Raw genomic sequence first — 20114 nt, forward strand, 5'->3', positions numbered from 1 at the left:
GAGCAGGAAGAAGGTTTTGTCCTCGGTCACTGGTACATTTAAAGGTGCACCTTCTTCTTTCCAGTTAGGGAACAGCTCGTTCATGGCACGCGGTTCAAGTACAGCACCAGACAGAATATGAGCACCGACTTCGGAGCCTTTTTCCACGACACAAACGGACAGATCATTCAGGTTGTTTTCAATTGCAAGCTGACGGATTTTGATCGCAGCAGAAAGACCCGCAGGGCCTGCGCCTACGATAACTACGTCAAACTCCATCGATTCTCTTGTAATATCTTCCATAATATAAAATCCAATTTCGCTATGCGATATTTATAGCATTATATAAATCGGTTATGAAGCTTATTTTTGATCTTTTTATTTGAAATAGGACTTTATCTATTTTTTAAATCTTATCTATTTCATAGCATTAAAAAGGTTTGCTGCAAATTCTAGTTAAAGTAGGAAGATGTGTAGATTGAGTATTCAATAATAAGAGCGACTTAATGTCGCTCTAATAATCATTTTTTTATATGTTATTGAGATTCAGCGCAATATTATTCACCATGTGAATCAGACGCGGTCCAATTTCATTTTCCAGTTTTTCCTGATTGAGCAGATAACTTGGTGCACCGCAGTTAAATGTTAAAATTCCATGTTTGGGATGAATCAGTGGAACTGCCACGGAATTCACATCTTTTGCCCAGTCTCCCAAAGACAGACAGTAGCCATAATCCTGATAATCACGGATTGCACGTTCCAGATTACGCTTGATGGTTGGCCATTGATCTTCATTTCTTTTCTTGATCGCATCAAATAAATATTCACGTTCTTTAACTTCCATTGCAGCCAGGCAGGCACGACCCATGGCACTACTATGCAGTGGCAAGGTTGAACCAACTGGACGGCGCATAGTCAGCGTTGATTCTGTATGTACCACTTCCAGATAAATCATGCTTAAGCGGTCACGTGTTGCCATGGCTACAGGCGCTTGTGAATAACGTGACATTTCCTCCATGAAAGGATAGGCTTGGGTACGTGCAGAAATATTGCTTAAAGCAGCATATCCTAAGGCTAAAACACCAACGTCTAACAGATATTTAGTGGTATTCGGAAGCTGTTTTAAATATCCTAACGAAACCAATGTGCTGGTGATCCGGGCTACGGTTGGTTTTGGTAAATTGGTCAGTTGTGCAATTTCCTGGTTGCCCAGTAATTGATTGGTTGCTGAAAAACATCTCAGGATTTCCAATCCACGCGCAATAGATGCGATAAATTGAGGATTGTTTTCTCTATGAATATGAGAAATCGGATCTAAACGGATCTCATCAAAATTAGGAATTTCGCCAGTTTTATTTTTTGTCATGATCAGAGCAATTAAAGGTAAATTAATAAATATGATAGCAATTAAATTTCACGATACAAAATAAAACACTTCTATTAAAGATAAAAATAAATAAAAAATATCAGCTTTATCTGTATTTAGTTCAATTAGTGCTATTCAGCTAAAAAACGATACAACATTCTTCATCATTCTAAGTAAATAAGATTCTTAAGTATCTCTAGAAAATTTAAATTACTCTCTGAAAGAAAACAACACCTCAAATTTTCGAAATAAATATAAATACTGGCCTGTATTTATATTTATTTTATTTATTGAAGGAGAATTTTCTGAAATAGCTTTCTGCCTTATAAAGATCAGAATAATCTTTCCTAAGTGCAGTTTTAACTCTTATTTGATACAAAAACAACAAATAAATTTCGTATTGTGAAATAAAACATTAAATCCATTCTCATCTTAAAACTTGAAAAAGTTTATTTTTTAGAAAGAAACAAAATTTTTTGACGATTTTTCTTGCTCATTTTGTTTTTTTATGGTTATTTATTTCGCTATACGAAACTAAAAATTACGGTAAAGGAATTTACCGATATTAAATAAATGGAGATCCATATGATCCGTGACCCGGAAATGCTTGAACAGCTACTATCTACAATTCGTAATTTCGTAAAAAATGAACTAGTTCCTCTAGAACATGAAGTTGAAGAAAAAAATGCGATTCCTGAACATATTGTGGATCAGATGAAAGAATTAGGCTTGTTTGGCCTGACGATTCCAGAAGAATATGGTGGTTTAGGTATTACCATGGAAGAAGAAATTCTGGTCGCGATGGAACTAGGTCGTACATCTGCTGCGTTTCGTTCTTTGATTGGAACCAATAATGGAATTGGCTCAAGTGGTATCGTCATTGACGGTACAGAAGAACAAAAACAGAAATATTTACCGCGTTATGCGACTGGTGAAATCATAGGTTCTTTCTGCTTAACTGAGCCAGATTCAGGTTCGGATGCAGCATCTTTAAAAACCAATGCAGTCAAAGACGGCGATTACTATATTTTAAATGGCACCAAGCGTTTTATTACCAATGCACCTCGTGCAACAACATTCACCGTCATGGCACGTACCAATCCGGAGATTAAAGGTGCGAGTGGCATTTCAGCATTTTTAGTTGAAGCAGGCACACCAGGTTTAAGCTTGGGCAAAATTGATAAGAAAATGGGGCAGCATGGCTCTTATACTTGCGATGTGATTTTTGACAACTGCAAAGTGCATAAAGATCAGCTCATTGGCGGTGTTGAAGGGATTGGTTTTAAAACCGCGATGCGTGTACTTGATAAAGGTCGTTTACACATTGCCGGTTATAGCGTTGGCATGGCAGAGCGTATGCTGGAAGATGCTTTAAATTATGCAGTTGAGCGTAAACAGTTTGGCCAACCAATTGCAAATTTCCAGTTAATTCAAGGCATGCTAGCAGATTCCAAAGCTGAAATTTATGCAGCCAAATGTATGGTGCTAGATGCGGCTCGACTTCGTGATGCTGGCAAAAATGTGACGACTGAATCTTCATGCGCAAAAATGTTTGCCACTGAAATGTGTGGTCGTGTCGCGGATCGCTGTCTGCAAATTCATGGTGGAGCTGGCTATATCAGCGAATATTCCATTGAACGTTTTTACCGTGATGTGCGCTTGTTCCGTCTGTATGAAGGTACAACTCAAATTCAGCAAATCATTATTGCACGTGAAATGATTAAACAAGCTACAGCTTGATCGGCAGATTTTAGAAGATTGGAACTATTAAAATGAGTACAAAAATTAGATTTGATTGGCAAGACCCGTTTTTAATCGAACAGCAACTGACGTCAGAAGAGCGTATGATCCGCGATGCAGCGGCAGCGTACTGTCAAGACAAACTGATGCCACGTGTACTGGAACAATTCCGTCATGAACAGACTGATCCGACTATTTTCCGTGAGATGGGTGAGCTCGGCTTGCTAGGACCGACGATTCCTGAACAGTATGGTGGTGCCGGGTTGAACTATGTCAGCTATGGCCTGATTGCACGTGAAGTTGAACGTGTCGATTCAGGTTACCGTTCGATGGCCAGCGTACAAAGTTCACTGGTGATGGTACCGATTAATGAATTTGGTTCTGAAGAGCAAAAACAGAAGTATTTACCAAAATTAGCTACTGGTGAATATATTGGCTGTTTCGGTCTGACTGAGCCAGATCATGGTTCTGATCCGGGCAGCATGATTACCCGTGCTAAAAAGGTTGATGGTGGTTACCACTTAACTGGCGCAAAAATGTGGATTACCAACAGTCCCATCGCCGATGTATTTGTGGTCTGGGCGAAAGAAGTCTCTGCTGAAGGCAATGTCGGTGACATTCGTGGCTTTATTTTGGAAAAAGGCTGGGAAGGGCTATCTGCACCTGCGATTCACGGCAAAGTGGGTCTACGTGCCTCAATCACTGGTGAGATCGTAATGGATAACGTCTTTGTTCCTGAAGAAAATGCCTTCCCGGAAATTCGTGGCTTACGTGGTCCATTTACCTGTCTGAACAGTGCGCGTTACGGGATTGCCTGGGGCGCGATGGGTGCAGCAGAATTCTGCTGGCATACCGCACATCAATACACCATGGACCGTAAACAGTTTGGCCGTCCTTTGGCTGCGAATCAGTTAATTCAGAAAAAACTGGCGGACATGCAAACTGAAATTGCGCTTGGCTTACAGGTCGCATTACGTTTTGGCCGTATGAAAGACGAAGGCATTGCATCAGTTGAAGGAACATCCCTGATCAAGCGCAATAACTGTGGCAAGGCCCTGGATATTGCCCGTCTGGCCCGTGACATGATGGGTGGTAACGGGATTTCTGATGAGTTTGGCGTAGCCCGTCATCTGGTTAATCTGGAAGTAGTGAATACCTATGAAGGTACTCATGATGTGCATGCCTTGATTTTAGGACGTGCACAAACCGGAATTGCAGCCTTTTGCAACTAAACCTGAGATTTACCTCTAGCCAGCATTGCTGGCTAGATTGTTTTACGGGTTTAAGACTTGTACTTAATCGCATCTTTCAATGTATTGCTAGGTGATTTTTACAGAGAAAATTTATCAAGAACATTGAGAATCATCTTTATACCACCGTATTCAAGCGTGGTAATCATCAGTAAATATTCTATATTTCACCTAAATAATTAAGTGAAATATGCGTTTTGAAAAGGCACAGGAGTGCCGAAAAGTAGAAAGAGTATTATGGATACGATCAGTTCACAACAACACCCAGTGGAAGGTGGAAACGAACCCAAGCAGAAAGTCTGGATTCTGGCCTTTATTTTTTCGTTTTTGGCATTACTGGTTGATGGTGCTGATATTGCATTATTGGCCTACAGTCTGACCAGCCTGAAACAGGAATTTTCATTAAGTAATATGCAGGCCGGTGCCTTAGGAAGCTGGACACTTGCAGGTATGGCTATCGGTGGTTTTTTTGGCGGTTGGGCTTGTGACCGTTTTGGTCGGGTTCGTGTGATTGTCATTGCCATTGCCTTATTTTCATCATTAACTTTCTGGTTAGGATTTGCTGAAAGTTACGATCAATTTAAATGGCTGCGTTTTACCTCTGCGATTGGATTAGGGGCCTTATATATTGCCTGTAATACCCTGATGGCAGAGTATGTACCCACTAAATATCGTTCCACAGTATTGGCAACCCTGATGACTGGCTGGACCTTAGGCTCGGTGGTCGCCACTGTTCTAGCAGGCTGGTTATTGCCTGAATATGGCTGGCGCTATCTGTATTACATTGCCATTATTCCTATTGTTCTTGCAGTCGCAATGTACTTCTTGGTGCCTGAACCGAAAGCCTGGTTAGATGCGCGTCAAGCACGTCTGGATGCAAAGGCCAGTGGTATTGTCCAAGAAAAGCCAAAAAATACGTTTAAAATAATTTTTGAAGATGCACTCAGCCGTCGCATGTTTATCCTGTGGTCATTCAGTACCGCATTTTTACAGTTTGGTTATTACGGGGTCAGCAACTGGTTACCGGCTTATTTAGAGTCAGATCTTGGCATTAAATTTAAAGAAATGACCATGTATATGATCGGGACCTTCCTGATCATGATGTGTACCAAAGTCATTGCTGGTTTTATTGCTGACCGGATTGGCCGTCGTGCGGTATTTGCTTTCGGTACCATGGGTACTGCGATTTTCATCCCAGTGATTGTCTTTGGTAATACACCAGATAACATTCTTTGGTTGATGTTGTTCTTCGGTTTCCTGTATGGCATCCCATACGGTATTAATGCCACTTATATGACAGAAAGTTTCTCGACCAAAATCCGCGGAACAGCCGTGGGTGGTGCATATAACGTTGGCCGTTTAGGTGCTGTATTTGCTCCATTGACCATTGGTTACTTTGCTCAAGGTGGCTCCATTGGTACGGGCTTACTGATTATGGGAATTGCCTATTTTCTTTGTGGCCTGATTCCCGCGTTCTTTATTAAAGACCGTTTATTTGACCCACAAAAAGCCGATTAATTAATAGATCCAACATTTTATAAAGATAGGAAGATGCTAGGAAGCAATTGCATGAATAAAATCACACAGGACATCGAAACTATACTCAAGCAGATTCCAGACGGCGCACATATTATGACCAGCGGCTTCGGTCTGGCAGGACAGCCAATCGAGCTGATTGAAGCGCTGATTGATATTGGTCCGAAAGACTTAACCATCATTAATAATAATGCTGCTTCTGGTGACAGAGGCCTAACCAATCTGTTGTTATCTGGGCTGGTCAAGAAAATGATCTGTTCATTCCCGCGTGCCAATAATTCCAAAGTATTTGAAGAGCTGTATAAAGCTGGAAAAGTAGAGCTAGAACTGGTTCCACAAGGGAATTTAGCTTGTCGAATTCAGGCAGCGGGTGCAGGTCTGGGCGCTATTTTTACGCCTACAGGTTTTGGAACCAAGATTGCTGAAGGCAAAGAGACCCGTCATATTAATGGCAAGGACTATGTGCTGGAATATCCAATTTATGCGGATTATGCCTTGATTTATGGCAATCAGGCGGACCAATGGGGCAACTTGACCTACCGTAAAGCAGCGCGAAACTTTGGTCCTTTAATGGCAAAAGCAGCTAAAACCACCATTGCCCAAGTACACGAAATTGTTGAACTTGGCGATCTAGATCCTGAGATTATCGTGACACCGGGTATTTTTGTGCAGCATGTGGTGAAGGTAGGAGATATTAAATAATGGCTATTCAAAAACGTACACGTGAGCAGATTGTAGAAAAAGTTGCACAGGATATTCCGACCGGTTCTTTTGTCAATCTGGGTATTGGTTTGCCGACACGCGTTGCCGGTTATTTAAAGCCTGAACAAAATATTATTCTGCATTCTGAAAATGGTGTTCTGGGTTTTACCGCTTTAACAGATCCTGAGCTGGCAGATGATGATCTGATTAATGCCGGTAAAGAACTGGTGAGTATGCTAGATGGCGGCAGTTTTATGAACTCTGCGGATTCTTTCGATATTATGCGTGGTGGCCATTTGGATTTCTGTATTATGGGTGCATTTCAGGTCGCAGTGAATGGTGATCTGGCTAACTGGCACACCGGGTCACTAGATGCAGTACCTGCGGTTGGCGGGGCGATGGATCTAGCAGTGGGCGCACGTTGTGTCTATGTCTGTATGGAACATGTCACTAAAAATGGTGAGCCTAGAATTGTAGAAGAACTGACTTATCCAATTACTGGTAAAAACTGTGTAGACCGAATTTATACTGACTTATGTATCATTGAGCTAAAAGATAATCAGGCTTGGGTAGTGGAAATGGTCGATGGCCTAAGTTTTGAAGAGCTACAGCAAAACACCGGTTGTAAGTTACTTGATGGTCGCGCTACAGAGAGCTTAAAAGTATCAGTTTAATAATTTAAAGAAATGAAACCATTTTTACAAATCGCAGCTTAGGCTGCGATTTTTATTAGATATTTTTTATGCTAATAGTTAAAGAAATTAAAAAATAAGTAGTTTGTTATTCAACTGAGGGATTTAAAACTCTTAATTAAAAGAAAGTTTAAAAGGATTTATATAAATATTAAGATTTTAAATCAGGTTAAATTTTTAAATATCAAAAGATTAAATAAAATAATCGAAAAGGATTCTGGTAGAAGATAGTTCTTCTTATGCTGGATAATCCTGTCCTTTATTTCCCAGCATATAATTCTAAATAGAAACACAGGGCTAATATGTCAAATACTTTAAATATCTTTCATAAACCAAAAAATGATCGTAATCTTCATATTTAATGAATTTTGAAAGTTCCTTCTCCCTCTGGGAGAAGGTTAGGATGAGGGAATTTCTTTTTAATGATAAAAAAATGATTTATGAAAGCAGCCTTTGTAAACTCAAACTAATATTCTATGAGTTCACAGTATTAAATTTTAGATTATTTATTATTGGGACTGGATATTGACCAGACTGCGTTCACGGCTTAAGTCATAGCGGTTAATACCAAATATGAGCAGGGCAAAGATAAATCCCAATGCGACACAAGCTGACCAACCATACATTTTCCATAAATGTAGTGACAAAAACGCGCCCAGACCGGCCCCTGAAAAATAACAGGTCATATAGATGGCATTAATTCGCGAACGGGCCCGTATTGAAATTCGATAGACCAGATTCTGGTTCAAGACATGCAAACAGGAAATGCCAAAATAGGCTAGAATTAAGCCTAGGATATAAATCCATAAATAGTGCTGGGCAAAGAACAAGGGAATCCACGCCAAAATCAGTCCGCATGTGGCCAGGTGCGCAATCCATTTTTCCCGATGCCTACCAATCATTTTACCGGTCCATTGAGAAGACCAGATTCCGACTACACCGACAATGCCCATGAGTCCAATCTGAAAATCATTAAAATGATAGGGTGCTTCTGCCAGTATAAAGGTCATGGTCGTAAAAATAATACTCAGCATGCCGAAGCCCAGACCGCCAATCATACTACGTCGGATCAACATAGGTTCTGTCTTGGCAAAGGTAAATAATGAGCCATAAATTTGTAAAATACTCATCTGCAATTGGGTTTTAGCCTTTGGTAGCTGGAACCACATTGCGAGGCTGAGTAAAAGAATAGAACAGCCACTAAACAAGTACACTGCATGCCAGGACCATAAAGTTGAAATCAGTCCGGCCACGGTACGGGCAAACAGAATACCGACCAGGACACCGCTCATCAGCAGGCCAACGACTTCGGCACTTTTATCACGTTGCGACAGACTGGCGGCAAAAGGAATCAGAATCTGGGTGGTAATCGAACAAAAAGAGGCGAGCAGGGTAAAGCCATACAACATATGCAGATTGGTGCTGGCGGAAAGCCCAATAAGCGCCAATCCAGTACAGAACATCAAACTACAGATATACAGCCGTTTTTCGAACAAATCGCCTAGCGGTACAAAGAAAAACAACCCAGTGGCATAACCAATCTGGGTTAAAACGACAGTCCAGCCAGACTGGGCTACACTGATATGCAGATCTTTTGCAATGGAATAAATTAATGGCTGGTTAAAATAGTTACAACCTGCGCAAAGTGCACAGGTCATCGCCATCATAAACATAAATTTTCGTGAAATTTGCCCTTGGGCTGACATCCTTGTCTCCTGAGGCTTTAAAAACTATAGTTGGCAGAGAGGTTGATACGCGAAATATCTGCTTCCTTGTTGTCAAAGGTTTCACGCTTGCCATGATGATATTCTGCACCCAGATTAATCTTTGGAACTGGAGAATAAATCAGGTTAGCGACATAGTCAGTTAAACGTTTATTGGCTTCAGGATTCGCTCGTGCATAGTCACTTGAATCGTCAAAATCAACCACACTGGCATTAATACTACTACGTAGTTTTGGTGTAAATTTATGTGTGAAGCCTATATTTAAGCTATTGAACTCGTTGAGCAAAAGTTCATTATTGGCTGTATCAACTGAATAATCTCCACCCCAAGCAGCCCCATCGGATGTTGAGCCTTGAGTTAAAAAGGCTGCAATGCGCTGGTCACCGACCATATGGAAATAGTTGCCTTGGATCGAGTTTTGATCATCAAAGCGATAACGTCCACCAAGACCTACACCCCAACCGACTTTTTCAATATCACCTGTATCTGTCTGAGCTTGTTTTTGATTTACAAAACCTTGAGCTAATAGATGTACTGGGCCAGACTGATGAACATATTTAGTGGTTAAAGCAGGCAAGGCAGAAGAACGATCACCGCCGGCCATATATTCCACGCCGACATTCCAGGTATTTTCTGGGTCAAGTTTAAAAGCATAGCTCACTTGAGGGGTTCGTAATATTGAACCGCCCAAGAACAGACTATAATCTACAGCTTCGGTACTGATTTCCGGTGTGGACATCAATGACCATGCTTGACCAAAAGTCCAGTTATAATATTTCAAATGTGCATGACGAATACGTAATCCACCATCACCTTTGCCGTTATTGGTCCAGAAGTCGGCTTCTAAACGAGCGGAAACGTTTGGATTGCCACCGAGGTCTTTCGCTAGGAAACCAATTCGGCTGGCTGCCGCAGTAAAATCTGAACGGGTTGAATCAGGTTCAGTAAAAGGTACTTTATTGATCTGGTTAATGGTTCGGCCACGAGCTTCTGGCGTACTTTTGAAATCGATCGCACCATCCAGACGGATCATTCCATACACATCAACATTGTCCAGTACGCTACTTAAACTTTTGGAGTCCGCTGTTTTAGACTGTTCTTGCTGGTTCTTTAACGCAAGTTGTGCTGCTTTTTGTTGTTCAAGTTCAGCCTGAATTTGCTTTAATTGCGATTCTAGAAACTGCATCCGGTCTTCAGACGCTTCTGCCGAAAATGCCTGTACTGAAGCAAGACCATATAATGTCGCTAAAACTAATTTTTTCATTTCTTAATCCCTAAAGAAATTTTCTGATATCTAAGAAGGAAAGCTCTTTCCTTGTTGTCGATCTAATTTTTAAATGCAGAGATGCTAACTTTGGAAGAATAAGTATGAGACCAGTTCAACAGGAACCATCCAGTTCAGGTTAAATCCCATAGGTTCGATATCTAAAGTCATAAAAATTTGGATTGAGGAGGGCTGTTAATTACAGCCCTTACACAGGTTAAGTTATTCTGCTTTTTGCGGATCGTATAAACGGTCTTTAATGAACAGCGCAGGAATCAAACCACACAGGAAGTAAGCTGCACCCATCACCATCAAGCCTGTGCCGATCGAACCATGCATCGCCAGATAACCAATAGTAATTGGGGCGAAGATTGCACCGATACGACCAATGTTGAATGCACCACCGACTGCTGTTCCACGCACGGCGGTCGGGAAGCTTTCAGTTAAGTAGGTTGCATTAATGGCATATGGAATACCGTACAGGAAACCGAAGATCAGCATCAGTACACCAATATTGTCTGCGGTATGCATATAAACCACGACAGGAATAAACAGAGCCGTTCCCATGGTGCCGAAAGCAAAGACGATACGGCGGCCAATTTTGTCAGCAACATAGCCTGCGATAATTTTTGCAAAAATCATGGTGATGAATGTGCCCACCATATACAACGCCATTTCTTTAAACTTGATGCCTAATTCAGCTTCCAGATAGCTTGGTAACCAGTTACTTACACCGAAATAGCCAAATAACAGGAAACCAGAGCTGAAAGACCACAAGATAAACATTTTGCCATGGGTCTTGTCCTTAAGAATAGTGATATATGGATTGCCTTTTTTCGCGTTATTATCCACGATCTGGCCGGTTCTTTTCATTTCACGTACACGCTTCCATGATTCCGGCTCTGGCACCATAAAATGCATCAGAATACCCAAGGCTAATGGCGCAATCGTGATCCAGTACAGCATACGCCAGCCGAATTCAGGAATGATCCAGCCTGAAAGCATGGTGATGACCAAAGAACCCAAGGTAAAACCGGTCATTAATGTTGCTAATACCGTAGTACGATATTTGGTCGGTACGTATTCCGACATGAGGGTATTACAGGCAATATATAAACAGCCTAAACCCAAGCAGGACAGGGTACGTAAAATTGCGAACTCAGTATAAGACTGGGCAAAGCCTGAATAGGCAGACAAGATCGAGAAGGCAATGGTTGCTAATACGATGACTCGCACGCGACCAAACTTGTCACAGGCCCATCCACCGACAAAGCCACCAATTCCCATACCTAGAAGGGAATAACTTCCTAAAGCACCGGCCTGTACAGAAGTCAGTCCCCATTCAGCTTTCAGACTGGTCAGACTGAAAGCCAAAATGCCAATATCTGCACCGTCACAGAGTAAAATTAGAAAAGCAAAGACAAAGGCTGTCATCCACAGGCGTTTTGGTGCCTGTTTAATGGTGTCCTCGGAGGAGACAGGTGTTTTATTGTCTCCAGTTACGATGGTATCGCTTGTCATTCTTATATCCTCTATAAATTAAAAGTAGCATTTCCTCTGCTACCGCTAAATCCATTTTCCTTCCTCTCGGAAAAGTGTTTTTCCTGATTAAAGTGTCTGCTCCTGTTTTGGTTTAGCCACGTCAACAATCAGGTTAAATCTGATTTTTCAGCCCTATACTGGGTTAAAAATCACTGAACGACGAAGTATCTTTATTACGTAAATTAATTTTTAGTTTCGTTATAAGGCTAATAATTACTTAAATGAATAGCCAAAATTTACTTTAAATAATTAATTCCGTATTGCGAAATCAATTAATCATAAAATAACCAACTGAACAAGAGTTTTTACTCTATTTTTAGTAAAAAATAACTTTTTTGAATTTTTGAGTTAAAAATTCTTGATTTATAGACTTAGAAACCGTAGTTTTATATAAAATAAAATTTCGCTATACAAAATAAATGGAGATTTTAATGGAACAGGTGGTTCAAGTAGAGCAAATCTCAGCACATGTGGCGATGGTCAAGATCCATCGACCAGAAGCAAAAAATGCTTTGAATACAGAAGTGCGCCAGAAACTGGCTGCAGCTTTTCTACAACTCAATGATGACGAAAATATTCGGGCCATTATTCTTACGGGCGGTGAAACAGATTTTGCAGCAGGGGCCGATCTAAAGGAATTAGCTACCGCTGAAACCATCCAGATGATGCAACGTCGTACTGAACGTTACTGGCAAGCGATTGCGCAGTGTTCAAAACCGGTGATTGCAGCTGTAAATGGATATGCACTGGGGGGTGGATGTGAACTGGCGATGCATGCAGACATTATCATTGCTGGAAAAAGTGCCCAGTTCGGTCAACCTGAAGTGAAAGTTGGCGTGATGCCGGGTGCAGGTGGGACTCAACGTTTATTCCGTGCAGTAGGCAAATTCCATGCCATGCGTATCATCATGACCGGTTGTCTGGTACCTGCACCGGAAGCTTATCAAATTGGTCTGGTGTCCCAGGTGACTGAAGACAGTGAAACCCTTGCTACAGCAATCAAGATGGCAGAAGGGTTGGCAAAAATGCCGCCAATTGCCTTGGAGCAAATAAAGGAAGTGGCTTTATTGGCCGAAGATGTGCCGCTCAATGCCGGACTTACTCTGGAACGTAAGTCTTTCCAGATGCTGTTTTCTTCAGAAGATCAAAAAGAAGGTATGCAGGCCTTTATCGAAAAACGTAAACCGAATTATCAGGGACGATAGGCATGAGCATTCAAATTCAGAAAATCGGAATTATTGGCGTAGGCACGATGGGTGCAGGTATTGCCCAGATTGCGATTCAGTCTGGTCATGACGTGATACTGTTTGATGCCAAAGAAGGGGCAGCTGAAGAGGCACAGGACAAACTGGCCAAAACATTAAATACCTTGGCAGATAAAGGTAAATTCAGCCACGAAAAAGCAGCTGAAGATATTGCCCATTTATCAATCGCACAGCAATTAGAAGATTTGAAAGATTGTGATCTGATTGTTGAGGCGATTATTGAGAATCTGGAAATCAAACAAAAGCTGATGCAGCAACTAGAAGACATTGTTAAACCGGAAGCCATTTTGGCATCGAATACCTCTTCATTATCGATCAGTGCCATTGCTGCCAATTGTAGTCAGCCGGAACGTGTGGCCGGCTATCATTTCTTTAATCCGGTACCACTGATGAAAGTGGTCGAAGTAATTGAAGGCTTTAATACCCGCGCTGATATTGTGCAAGCCTTGACTCAATTATCTACCAAGATGGGTCATCGCCCGGTCAAAGCCAAAGATACCCCAGGATTTATTATTAACCATGCCGGCCGTGCCTTTGGTAGCGAAGCCTATGCCATTCTGAATGAAAATGTCACGCCATTTTATGAGATTGACCGGATTTACCGCGATGGGATCGGTTTTAAAATGGGACCTTTTGAGCTAGGTGATCTGACCGGTATGGATGTATCGCATCCGGTGAGTGAATCGATTTATCACCAGTATTATGAAGAAGCACGTTACCGTCCAAGTGTGATTACCCGCCAGCGTTTTATCGCTAAACAGTTAGGTCGTAAAACCGGTAAAGGTTTTTATGATTATACCTCGGGAACTAAAGAGGGTGATGTTGCTCCCACATTGGTTGAAAAACTGGCGCAATATCCAGCAGTTTGGCTAGGCACCGAATATGAGCAAGACCATCAGGCGCTTGAGCAGTATCTGCAACAGTTCAATATTCAGATCGAGCAAACTGAAACACCTTCGGCAGATGCCTTAATCTTAATTGCCACTTATGGTGAAGATGCAACTTCAGCCGCTGTTCGTTATCAGGTGGCACCTCAGCAAGTGGTGTGTATCGACCTACTGTATGGGCTGAATAAACACCGCACCTTAATGCCAACTTTTGTGACCAAGCCTGAACTGACCCAAGCGGCTCAATCGATTTTCAATCTGGATGGTGTGACTGCGAGTGTAATTCAGGAAAGCGTTGGCTTTGTGGCTCAACGTGCTTTGGCAATGATTGTGAATCTCGGCTGTGATATTGCCCAGCAAGGCGTCGCGACAGTTGAAGACATCAATGTTGCGGTAAAACTAGGCCTCGGTTATCCGCATGGCCCAATTGAATGGGGCGATGTGCTGGGTGCTGAAAAAATTCTGAAAATTCTGGATCGCATGACTGCGATTACCCGTGACCAGCGTTATCGTCCAAGTCCTTGGTTGCGTCGCCGCGTTCAGCTTGGTCTACCTCTTGTTCATACAACACATTAATTAGAAAGTTAAAGGAATAACACTCATGTTAAATGCCTATATTTATGATGGTTTACGTTCACCAATCGGTCGCCATGCAGGAAGTCTGGCAAGCGTACGTCCAGATGATCTGGCAGCTACAGTCATTAAAAACCTGCTGGAAAAAACCGGTATTCCGGCAGCAGATGTAGAAGATGTAATCTTTGGTAGCACCAACCAGGCCGGTGAAGACAGCCGTAATTTGGCACGTTTTGCAGCATTGTTAGCAGGTATGCCGGTAACAGTTCCGGGTCAGACGGTAAACCGCTTATGTGCTTCAGGTCTCGGTGCTGTGATTGATTCGGCACGTGCCATTACTGCAGGTGAAGGCGAGTTGTACATTGCTGGTGGCGTAGAAAGTATGACCCGCGCACCTTTTGTGATGGGTAAAGCAGAAAGCGCTTATTCACGTGATGCCAAAATTTATGACACCACGATTGGTACACGTTTCCCGAACCGTAAATTCACGGATCAGTTTGGCGCGCACAGCATGCCTGAAACAGGTGATAACGTGGCTGAAGAATTTGGCATTAGCCGTGAACAAGCTGATACATTTGCAGCTGCATCACAAGCCAAATATCAGGCTGCAAAAGAAGCGGGATTCTTTGAAGGTGAAATTACCCCAATTGAAGTATCACAAGGGCGTAAATTACCGCCTAAACAGGTGACTGAAGATGAACATCCACGTGCATCTTCAACATTTGAAGCATTATCCAAGCTAAAACCGCTTTTCGAAGGTGGTGTAGTGACTGCGGGTAATGCATCAGGTATCAATGACGGCGCTGCAGCACTGATTATCGGCAGTGAAAAAGTTCAGGAACAGTATGGCTTAAAACCTTTGGCTCGTATCCTGTCTTCTGCAGCCGCTGGCATTGAGCCACGCATCATGGGTGCAGGCCCAATTGAAGCGATTAAAAAGGCAGTACAACGTGCTGGTTTGACGCTGGACGATATGGATATCATCGAGATTAATGAAGCCTTTGCCAGTCAGGTATTATCTTGCCTGAAAGGTCTGGATGTGGCTTTTGATGATCCGCGTGTCAACCCAAATGGTGGTGGCATTGCGATTGGCCATCCACTAGGCTGTTCAGGTGCGCGTTTGGCTTTAACTGTTGCGCGTCAATTACAGCGTACTGGTAAAAAATATGCCGTGATCAGCCTGTGTATCGGTCTGGGTCAAGGCCTGGCGATGGTGATTGAAAACCCTGAAGCTGCATAACAGCTTTAGTTATCGTATTAATGCCATGTATAGATGATATGCATGGCATTTTTTATTGGGCTATTTATATAGAAATACAAATCCCTGCAAATGCAGGGAATGTTTAAATCAGCGTAAGGATTATTTACGGCCAGTAACCAATAAAGTTGCTGAACCGAAAGCATAAAGTTTACCGTCTTTATCTACAATTCGGCCTTCTGAAGTCAACACATTGCGTCCAATCCGGATCACTTCGCCAATCGCAGTATAAGTTTCGCTATTTTTCATGGCTTTGAGCATTTTGACATTCAGGTCAATAGTGGAAAAACTCACGCCCGCATCAACTGTAGTATGAACTGCTGCACCGGTTACGCTGTCTAGAACCGTGGCGCAGAATCCACCATGAATGCCGCCTTGCAGGTTGAAATGACGTTCATCTGGATAAACTTCATATTCCACATAGTTTTCACGGACTACACTGAGTTTCATGGGAATGAGTTGTCCCATCGCTGAGCCAGGTAATTCGCCATTTTTAATTGCAGTTAGATATTCAAGTCCATTCATTTGAGCTGTAGTCATATAGCTTCCCTTTAATAAAATATTTCGCCTTATGAAATAATATTCTGTTTTTCTAAAATTATGATATAACAGATAGTGATCGAAATGCTATATTTTTCCAGGATGGAACGATGACAATAAAAAATCTCGTCACAGATGCTGAATGGCAGGCACGTTGTGAACTCGCAGCGCTTTATCGCATTATTGCGCATTACCGGATGACAGATCTGATCGATACTCACATCAGTTTAAGAGTTCCCGATCAGCCTGACTGCTTTCTGATTAATCAGTATGGTGTCGCTTTTGAAAAAATGTGTGCCTCAACGCTGGTCAAGATTAATCATGAAGGGCATGTGGTAGAAAGCTATGAACAGGACAAGCCGGTGAATATGGCGGGCTTCGTCATCCACTCTGCAATTCATGAAGCACATGCTCATCTGAACTGCGTCATTCATACGCATACCGCGGATGGCATAGCAGTTTCTGCACAGAAACACGGACTTCTGCCAATTTCCCAGCATGCGCTGAAATTTTATCAGCAGGTGGCCTATCACGAATATGAAGGCGTGGCACTGTCAACAGATGAGCAGGAGCGCTTGATTGAGGATTTAGCTGGTCACCGTGCCATGATTTTACGTAATCATGGCCTATTAACGGCTGGCGAAACCATTGCACGAGCCTTTCATGAAATTTATTTCCTGGAGCGTGCCTGTCAGGCACAGATCAAGGCTTTAAGTGGCGGTGCTGAATTGCACTATCCAAGTGAAGACGTGCGGATTAAAACCGCCAAACAGTTCGCCAGTCCGTTGGTAGAACCGATTTTACAGCGTGCCTGGCAGGCTGCTTTATCCCTGATTGAGCATCAATATACGGAGTATGCATCATGATTGTGATTTCCAGCACTGTGCCGAACATTGAAGCCATTCTGGTCAAGTCTTTTCAGAAATATGCCCCTGAGGGCAGTTTTTGTACAGTGGACAGTCCGGAAGCAGAGCAGGCGACCACGGCCGCATGCTGGTTTCCAGATCTGGAGAAATTGCAGCAGCTCCCAAAACTTGGCCTGATTCATTCGATTGCGGCAGGAGTCGAGCATTTAAACTTGAATGAGATAAGACCTGATCAAGCCGTGTGCCGGGTACTCGATCCGCATCATCAAAAAGGCATGTTTGATTACCTGCTTTGGGGTGTGCTGTATTTTCAGCGTTATTTTGACCGCATGATTCAGCAACAAAAGCAGCAGCTATGGAAGCAGTATCGTCAGAGTTATAGCCATCATATCCAGATTGGGATTATGGGCCTTGGCCATATGGGTGGTTATGTGGCAAAACGTTTTGCCGACATGGGTTATCAAGTGTCTGGATGGTCCAATTCCCCAAAAGAGATTGATCAGGTTAAAAGCTATGTCGGTACAGAACAGCTTTCCGAGTTTTTGGCCCATAGCCAGATTTTGATTAATTTAATGCCTTTAACTATAGACAATACTGGCATCTTATCTGAACAGCTATTTAAAAAATTACCCGATCAGGCTGCTCTCATTCAGGTGGGTCGTGGGCAGCATTTAATCGAGCAGGATCTACTCAATGCACTGGATTCCGGCCAACTACGTGGCGCAATTGTCGACGTATTTGAACAGGAGCCATTAGCTGCTGAACATCCATTCTGGCAGCATGAAAAGATCGTTGTTACACCACATGTCGCCTCACATGCGCCCATGTCTGTGGTGGTGGAACAGATTCTGGAAAATGACCGCCGTTTTAATCAGGGCCTGGATTTGTGCCATCAGGTAGATGTTAATAAGGGCTATTAATTGTAGGGATACAGGCAAAAAAATAAGGAAATTGATGATGTGGGAAACGATTCAAACTCAGGTTCAGCAAGGCGTCGCAACTTTAAGTTTTAACCGCCCGGATTCACTCAACAGTTTTAACCGGCAAATGCATGAGGAAGTGCAGCAAGTGCTGAAAAACTGGAATACAGATCCGGATATTCGAGTGATTGTGATTCGCGGCAAAGGCCGGGCGTTTTCAGCGGGACAGGATTTAAAAGAACGTGCTGGACAGCTCGGCAATGTGCCTTTGCCACCGCAAGGCTCGCTGGCCAAATACTATAATCCCTTGATTAATCTGATCCGCCAGAGTCCCAAACCGGTAATCGCAGCAGTGAATGGTGTGGCTGCTGGTGCAGGTGCCAATATCGCGCTGGCCTGTGATCTGGTCATTGCCAAGGAAAGTGCCCGATTTATTCAGGCCTTTTCTAAAATTGGCTTGATTCCTGATGCCGGTGGCACCTGGATGTTGCCACGTTTAATCGGTTATGCACGTGCCATGGCACTTACTTTTCTGGGGGAACCGGTGCATGCCAAAGAGGCCGCTGAAATGGGCATGATCTGGAAAATGCTTCCAGATACAGAATTTGATGCTTATATCGATGAGCTTGCACAGCGACTGGCACGACAGCCGACTTATGCGCTGGCTTTAACCAAACAGGCCTTGCAACGCAGTGCTGAAAATAACATAGACCAGCAACTGGAGCTGGAACAAAACCTGCAATATCTGGCGCTGAACAGTCAGGACTATAAAGAAGGTGTCCAGGCTTTTGTCGAAAAACGCCCTGCACAATTTACCGGATGCTAAGGAGAGCATTTATGAAAATTCAGACCCGTATTACCGAGCTTTTAGGCATTCGCTATCCAATTATTCAGGGCGGCATGATGTGGGTCGGTACCGCAGAAATGGCCAGTGCTGTATCTAATGCTGGTGGCTTGGGAACATTAACGGCATTGACTCAACCGACGCCTGAAGCCTTGGTCAAGGAAATTGCACGCTGCCGAGAAATGACCGATCAGCCTTTTGCGGTCAATCTGACTTTATTGCCCGCTGTGAATCCGCCGCCATATGCAGAATACCGACAGGCAATCATTGAAAGCGGTATCAAGATCGTAGAAACAGCAGGCAACAAGCCTCATGAACATATTGAGGCGTTTAAGCAACACGGCATTATTGTCATTCATAAATGTACTTCCGTTCGTCATGCGCTTTCAGCACAAAGAATTGGCGCGGATGTTATTTCGATTGATGGTTTTGAATGTGCGGGCCATCCGGGTGAAGACGATATTCCTGGCCTGATTTTAATTCCTGCGGCAGCAGATCAGCTCACTGTGCCGATTGTGGCCAGTGGCGGTTTTGCTGATGGCCGTGGTCTGGTCGCAGCTTTGGCTTTGGGGGCTGAAGGCATCAATATGGGTACACGGTTTTGTGCCACTCAGGAAGCGCCGATCCATTCAAACATCAAACAGTTCTATGTCGATAATGATGAAAGGGCGACACATCTGCTGTATCGACAGTTCCGAAATACCGCCCGTGTTGCCAAAAATGCGATATCTCAGCTGGTGGTGAAGATGAGTGAAGACCCAAATCTGCAATTTGAACAAATTCGGCCTTATGTTAGTGGTTTAAAAGGCAAGCTCGCTTTAGAAAATGGAGATATTGATGCGGGAGTTCTAACTGCAGGCCAAGTGATGGGATTGATTCATGACATTCCGACTTGTCAGACGCTGATCGATAATATCATGCAGGAGGCAGAGCAAATTGTTCATCAACGTTTAGCTCAATTTTTCCACGTTAATCAACTTTAGGGCAGTCGCTGTATAGAAAAGCCATTCCACCATGAATGGCTTTTTTCATCCTGTATATTTTTTATTTTTAAACGGGAAATTTCATCGAATGACTAGATTTTATTCTTCAAATTATATTATAGTGGATTTAAAACATAATTTCGTATTATGAAATTAATTGTCATAAATATACAAATTAGAAC

General features: G+C 42.8%; 18 protein-coding genes. 12 read left to right on the top strand and 6 right to left on the bottom strand.

The features are described 5' to 3' along the window. Both B3D47_RS13980 and B3D47_RS13985 read right to left on the bottom strand, forming a co-directional pair. Window positions 1–282 (bottom strand): NAD(P)/FAD-dependent oxidoreductase (locus B3D47_RS13980; protein ID WP_286862595.1); only part of this gene is annotated, 282 nt, incomplete at its 3' end. 226 nt (window positions 283–508) lie between these two features. Further along, window positions 509–1345, bottom strand: a complete 837-nt coding sequence (locus tag B3D47_RS13985; RefSeq protein WP_005222202.1) for an IclR family transcriptional regulator — start codon at window positions 1343–1345, stop codon at window positions 509–511. 585 nt (window positions 1346–1930) lie between these two features. Here B3D47_RS13985 and B3D47_RS13990 point away from each other — a divergent pair. From B3D47_RS13990 to B3D47_RS14010, 5 genes are all read left to right on the top strand, one after another. Then, window positions 1931–3085, top strand: coding sequence for an acyl-CoA dehydrogenase family protein (locus B3D47_RS13990; RefSeq protein WP_076754902.1), 1155 nt, complete (start codon window positions 1931–1933; stop codon window positions 3083–3085). Window positions 3086–3117: 32 nt separating this feature from the next. Beyond that, window positions 3118–4317 (top strand): acyl-CoA dehydrogenase, encoded by a 1200-nt coding sequence (locus B3D47_RS13995; RefSeq protein ID WP_286862598.1) that lies wholly within the window; start codon window positions 3118–3120, stop codon window positions 4315–4317. 255 nt (window positions 4318–4572) lie between these two features. Beyond that, entirely contained in the window at window positions 4573–5853 is a 1281-nt protein-coding gene (locus tag B3D47_RS14000; RefSeq protein WP_286862600.1) for an MFS transporter, read from the top strand. 51 nt (window positions 5854–5904) lie between these two features. Beyond that, window positions 5905–6573 (top strand): 3-oxoacid CoA-transferase subunit A, encoded by a 669-nt coding sequence (locus B3D47_RS14005; RefSeq protein ID WP_005222181.1) that lies wholly within the window; start codon window positions 5905–5907, stop codon window positions 6571–6573. Beyond that, window positions 6573–7247 (top strand): 3-oxoacid CoA-transferase subunit B, encoded by a 675-nt coding sequence (locus B3D47_RS14010; RefSeq protein WP_286862603.1) that lies wholly within the window; start codon window positions 6573–6575, stop codon window positions 7245–7247. The genes B3D47_RS14005 and B3D47_RS14010 overlap by 1 nt, the downstream gene beginning before the upstream one ends. A 527-nt stretch (window positions 7248–7774) precedes the next feature. Here B3D47_RS14010 and B3D47_RS14015 read toward each other — a convergent pair. The 3 genes from B3D47_RS14015 to B3D47_RS14025 all read right to left on the bottom strand — a co-directional run bounded on the left by B3D47_RS14015 (window position 7775) and on the right by B3D47_RS14025 (window position 11775). Continuing rightward, window positions 7775–8971 (bottom strand): MFS transporter, encoded by a 1197-nt coding sequence (locus tag B3D47_RS14015; protein WP_286862605.1) that lies wholly within the window; start codon window positions 8969–8971, stop codon window positions 7775–7777. A gap of 17 nt (window positions 8972–8988) precedes the next feature. After that, window positions 8989–10254 (bottom strand): DcaP family trimeric outer membrane transporter, encoded by a 1266-nt coding sequence (locus B3D47_RS14020; protein WP_278364729.1) that lies wholly within the window; start codon window positions 10252–10254, stop codon window positions 8989–8991. 222 nt (window positions 10255–10476) lie between these two features. Continuing rightward, the gene (locus B3D47_RS14025; RefSeq protein WP_005222173.1) at window positions 10477–11775 is read right to left on the bottom strand and encodes an MFS transporter; all 1299 of its coding nucleotides are present in this window, start codon (window positions 11773–11775) and stop codon (window positions 10477–10479) included. 452 nt (window positions 11776–12227) lie between these two features. On the opposite strand from B3D47_RS14025, the gene B3D47_RS14030 reads away from it, so the two are divergent. Genes B3D47_RS14030 through B3D47_RS14040 form a run of 3 tightly spaced genes read left to right on the top strand, consistent with a single transcriptional unit; the run spans window position 12228 to window position 15761 of the window. Further along, the gene (locus tag B3D47_RS14030) at window positions 12228–13001 is read left to right on the top strand and encodes an enoyl-CoA hydratase (RefSeq protein WP_005222169.1); all 774 of its coding nucleotides are present in this window, start codon (window positions 12228–12230) and stop codon (window positions 12999–13001) included. Window positions 13002–13003: 2 nt separating this feature from the next. Beyond that, on the top strand, window positions 13004–14524 hold the full coding sequence (locus B3D47_RS14035) for a 3-hydroxyacyl-CoA dehydrogenase (RefSeq protein WP_286862609.1): 1521 nt from the start codon (window positions 13004–13006) through the stop codon (window positions 14522–14524). Window positions 14525–14549: 25 nt separating this feature from the next. Continuing rightward, on the top strand, window positions 14550–15761 hold the full coding sequence (locus B3D47_RS14040; protein WP_286862611.1) for a 3-oxoadipyl-CoA thiolase: 1212 nt from the start codon (window positions 14550–14552) through the stop codon (window positions 15759–15761). Between the two features lie 120 nt (window positions 15762–15881). Here the strand turns inward: B3D47_RS14040 and B3D47_RS14045 are convergent, their stop codons facing one another. Further along, complete coding sequence (locus tag B3D47_RS14045) at window positions 15882–16319, bottom strand: PaaI family thioesterase (protein ID WP_180002010.1); 438 nt, start codon at window positions 16317–16319, stop codon at window positions 15882–15884. A 110-nt stretch (window positions 16320–16429) separates the two neighbouring features. On the opposite strand from B3D47_RS14045, the gene B3D47_RS14050 reads away from it, so the two are divergent. Genes B3D47_RS14050 through B3D47_RS14065 form a run of 4 tightly spaced genes read left to right on the top strand, consistent with a single transcriptional unit; the run spans window position 16430 to window position 19932 of the window. After that, window positions 16430–17185 carry a class II aldolase/adducin family protein gene (locus tag B3D47_RS14050; RefSeq protein WP_286862615.1) on the top strand — a complete coding sequence of 252 codons (756 nt, stop codon included), beginning with the start codon at window positions 16430–16432 and terminating at the stop codon, window positions 17183–17185. Further along, window positions 17182–18105, top strand: a complete 924-nt coding sequence (locus B3D47_RS14055; protein ID WP_286862617.1) for a 2-hydroxyacid dehydrogenase — start codon at window positions 17182–17184, stop codon at window positions 18103–18105. Before B3D47_RS14050 ends, B3D47_RS14055 begins: the two co-directional genes overlap by 4 nt. Window positions 18106–18142: 37 nt before the next feature. Next, window positions 18143–18931: an enoyl-CoA hydratase-related protein gene (locus tag B3D47_RS14060; protein ID WP_286862705.1), complete on the top strand. Its 789-nt coding sequence runs from the start codon at window positions 18143–18145 to the stop codon at window positions 18929–18931. Window positions 18932–18942: 11 nt separating this feature from the next. Beyond that, window positions 18943–19932 carry an NAD(P)H-dependent flavin oxidoreductase gene (locus tag B3D47_RS14065; RefSeq protein WP_286862619.1) on the top strand — a complete coding sequence of 330 codons (990 nt, stop codon included), beginning with the start codon at window positions 18943–18945 and terminating at the stop codon, window positions 19930–19932. The last annotated feature ends 182 nt before the right edge of the window (window positions 19933–20114 follow it).

This window comes from Acinetobacter sp. UBA3461 (assembly GCF_002381195.1).
GTDB lineage: Bacteria > Pseudomonadota > Gammaproteobacteria > Pseudomonadales > Moraxellaceae > Acinetobacter > Acinetobacter schindleri.

Bases quoted from the DNA above. Each gene is read 5' to 3' on its own strand.
- B3D47_RS13985 (WP_005222202.1), bottom strand. From the start codon at position 1,345: ATGACAAAAAATAAAACTGGCGAAATTCCTAATTTTGATGAGATCCGT.
- B3D47_RS13990 (WP_076754902.1), top strand. From the start codon at position 1,931: ATGATCCGTGACCCGGAAATGCTTGAACAGCTACTATCTACAATTCGT.
- B3D47_RS13995 (WP_286862598.1), top strand. From the start codon at position 3,118: ATGAGTACAAAAATTAGATTTGATTGGCAAGACCCGTTTTTAATCGAA.
- B3D47_RS14000 (WP_286862600.1), top strand. From the start codon at position 4,573: ATGGATACGATCAGTTCACAACAACACCCAGTGGAAGGTGGAAACGAA.
- B3D47_RS14005 (WP_005222181.1), top strand. From the start codon at position 5,905: ATGAATAAAATCACACAGGACATCGAAACTATACTCAAGCAGATTCCA.
- B3D47_RS14010 (WP_286862603.1), top strand. From the start codon at position 6,573: ATGGCTATTCAAAAACGTACACGTGAGCAGATTGTAGAAAAAGTTGCA.
- B3D47_RS14015 (WP_286862605.1), bottom strand. From the start codon at position 8,971: ATGTCAGCCCAAGGGCAAATTTCACGAAAATTTATGTTTATGATGGCG.
- B3D47_RS14020 (WP_278364729.1), bottom strand. From the start codon at position 10,254: ATGAAAAAATTAGTTTTAGCGACATTATATGGTCTTGCTTCAGTACAG.
- B3D47_RS14025 (WP_005222173.1), bottom strand. From the start codon at position 11,775: ATGACAAGCGATACCATCGTAACTGGAGACAATAAAACACCTGTCTCC.
- B3D47_RS14030 (WP_005222169.1), top strand. From the start codon at position 12,228: ATGGAACAGGTGGTTCAAGTAGAGCAAATCTCAGCACATGTGGCGATG.
- B3D47_RS14035 (WP_286862609.1), top strand. From the start codon at position 13,004: ATGAGCATTCAAATTCAGAAAATCGGAATTATTGGCGTAGGCACGATG.
- B3D47_RS14040 (WP_286862611.1), top strand. From the start codon at position 14,550: ATGTTAAATGCCTATATTTATGATGGTTTACGTTCACCAATCGGTCGC.
- B3D47_RS14045 (WP_180002010.1), bottom strand. From the start codon at position 16,319: ATGACTACAGCTCAAATGAATGGACTTGAATATCTAACTGCAATTAAA.
- B3D47_RS14050 (WP_286862615.1), top strand. From the start codon at position 16,430: ATGACAATAAAAAATCTCGTCACAGATGCTGAATGGCAGGCACGTTGT.
- B3D47_RS14055 (WP_286862617.1), top strand. From the start codon at position 17,182: ATGATTGTGATTTCCAGCACTGTGCCGAACATTGAAGCCATTCTGGTC.
- B3D47_RS14060 (WP_286862705.1), top strand. From the start codon at position 18,143: ATGTGGGAAACGATTCAAACTCAGGTTCAGCAAGGCGTCGCAACTTTA.
- B3D47_RS14065 (WP_286862619.1), top strand. From the start codon at position 18,943: ATGAAAATTCAGACCCGTATTACCGAGCTTTTAGGCATTCGCTATCCA.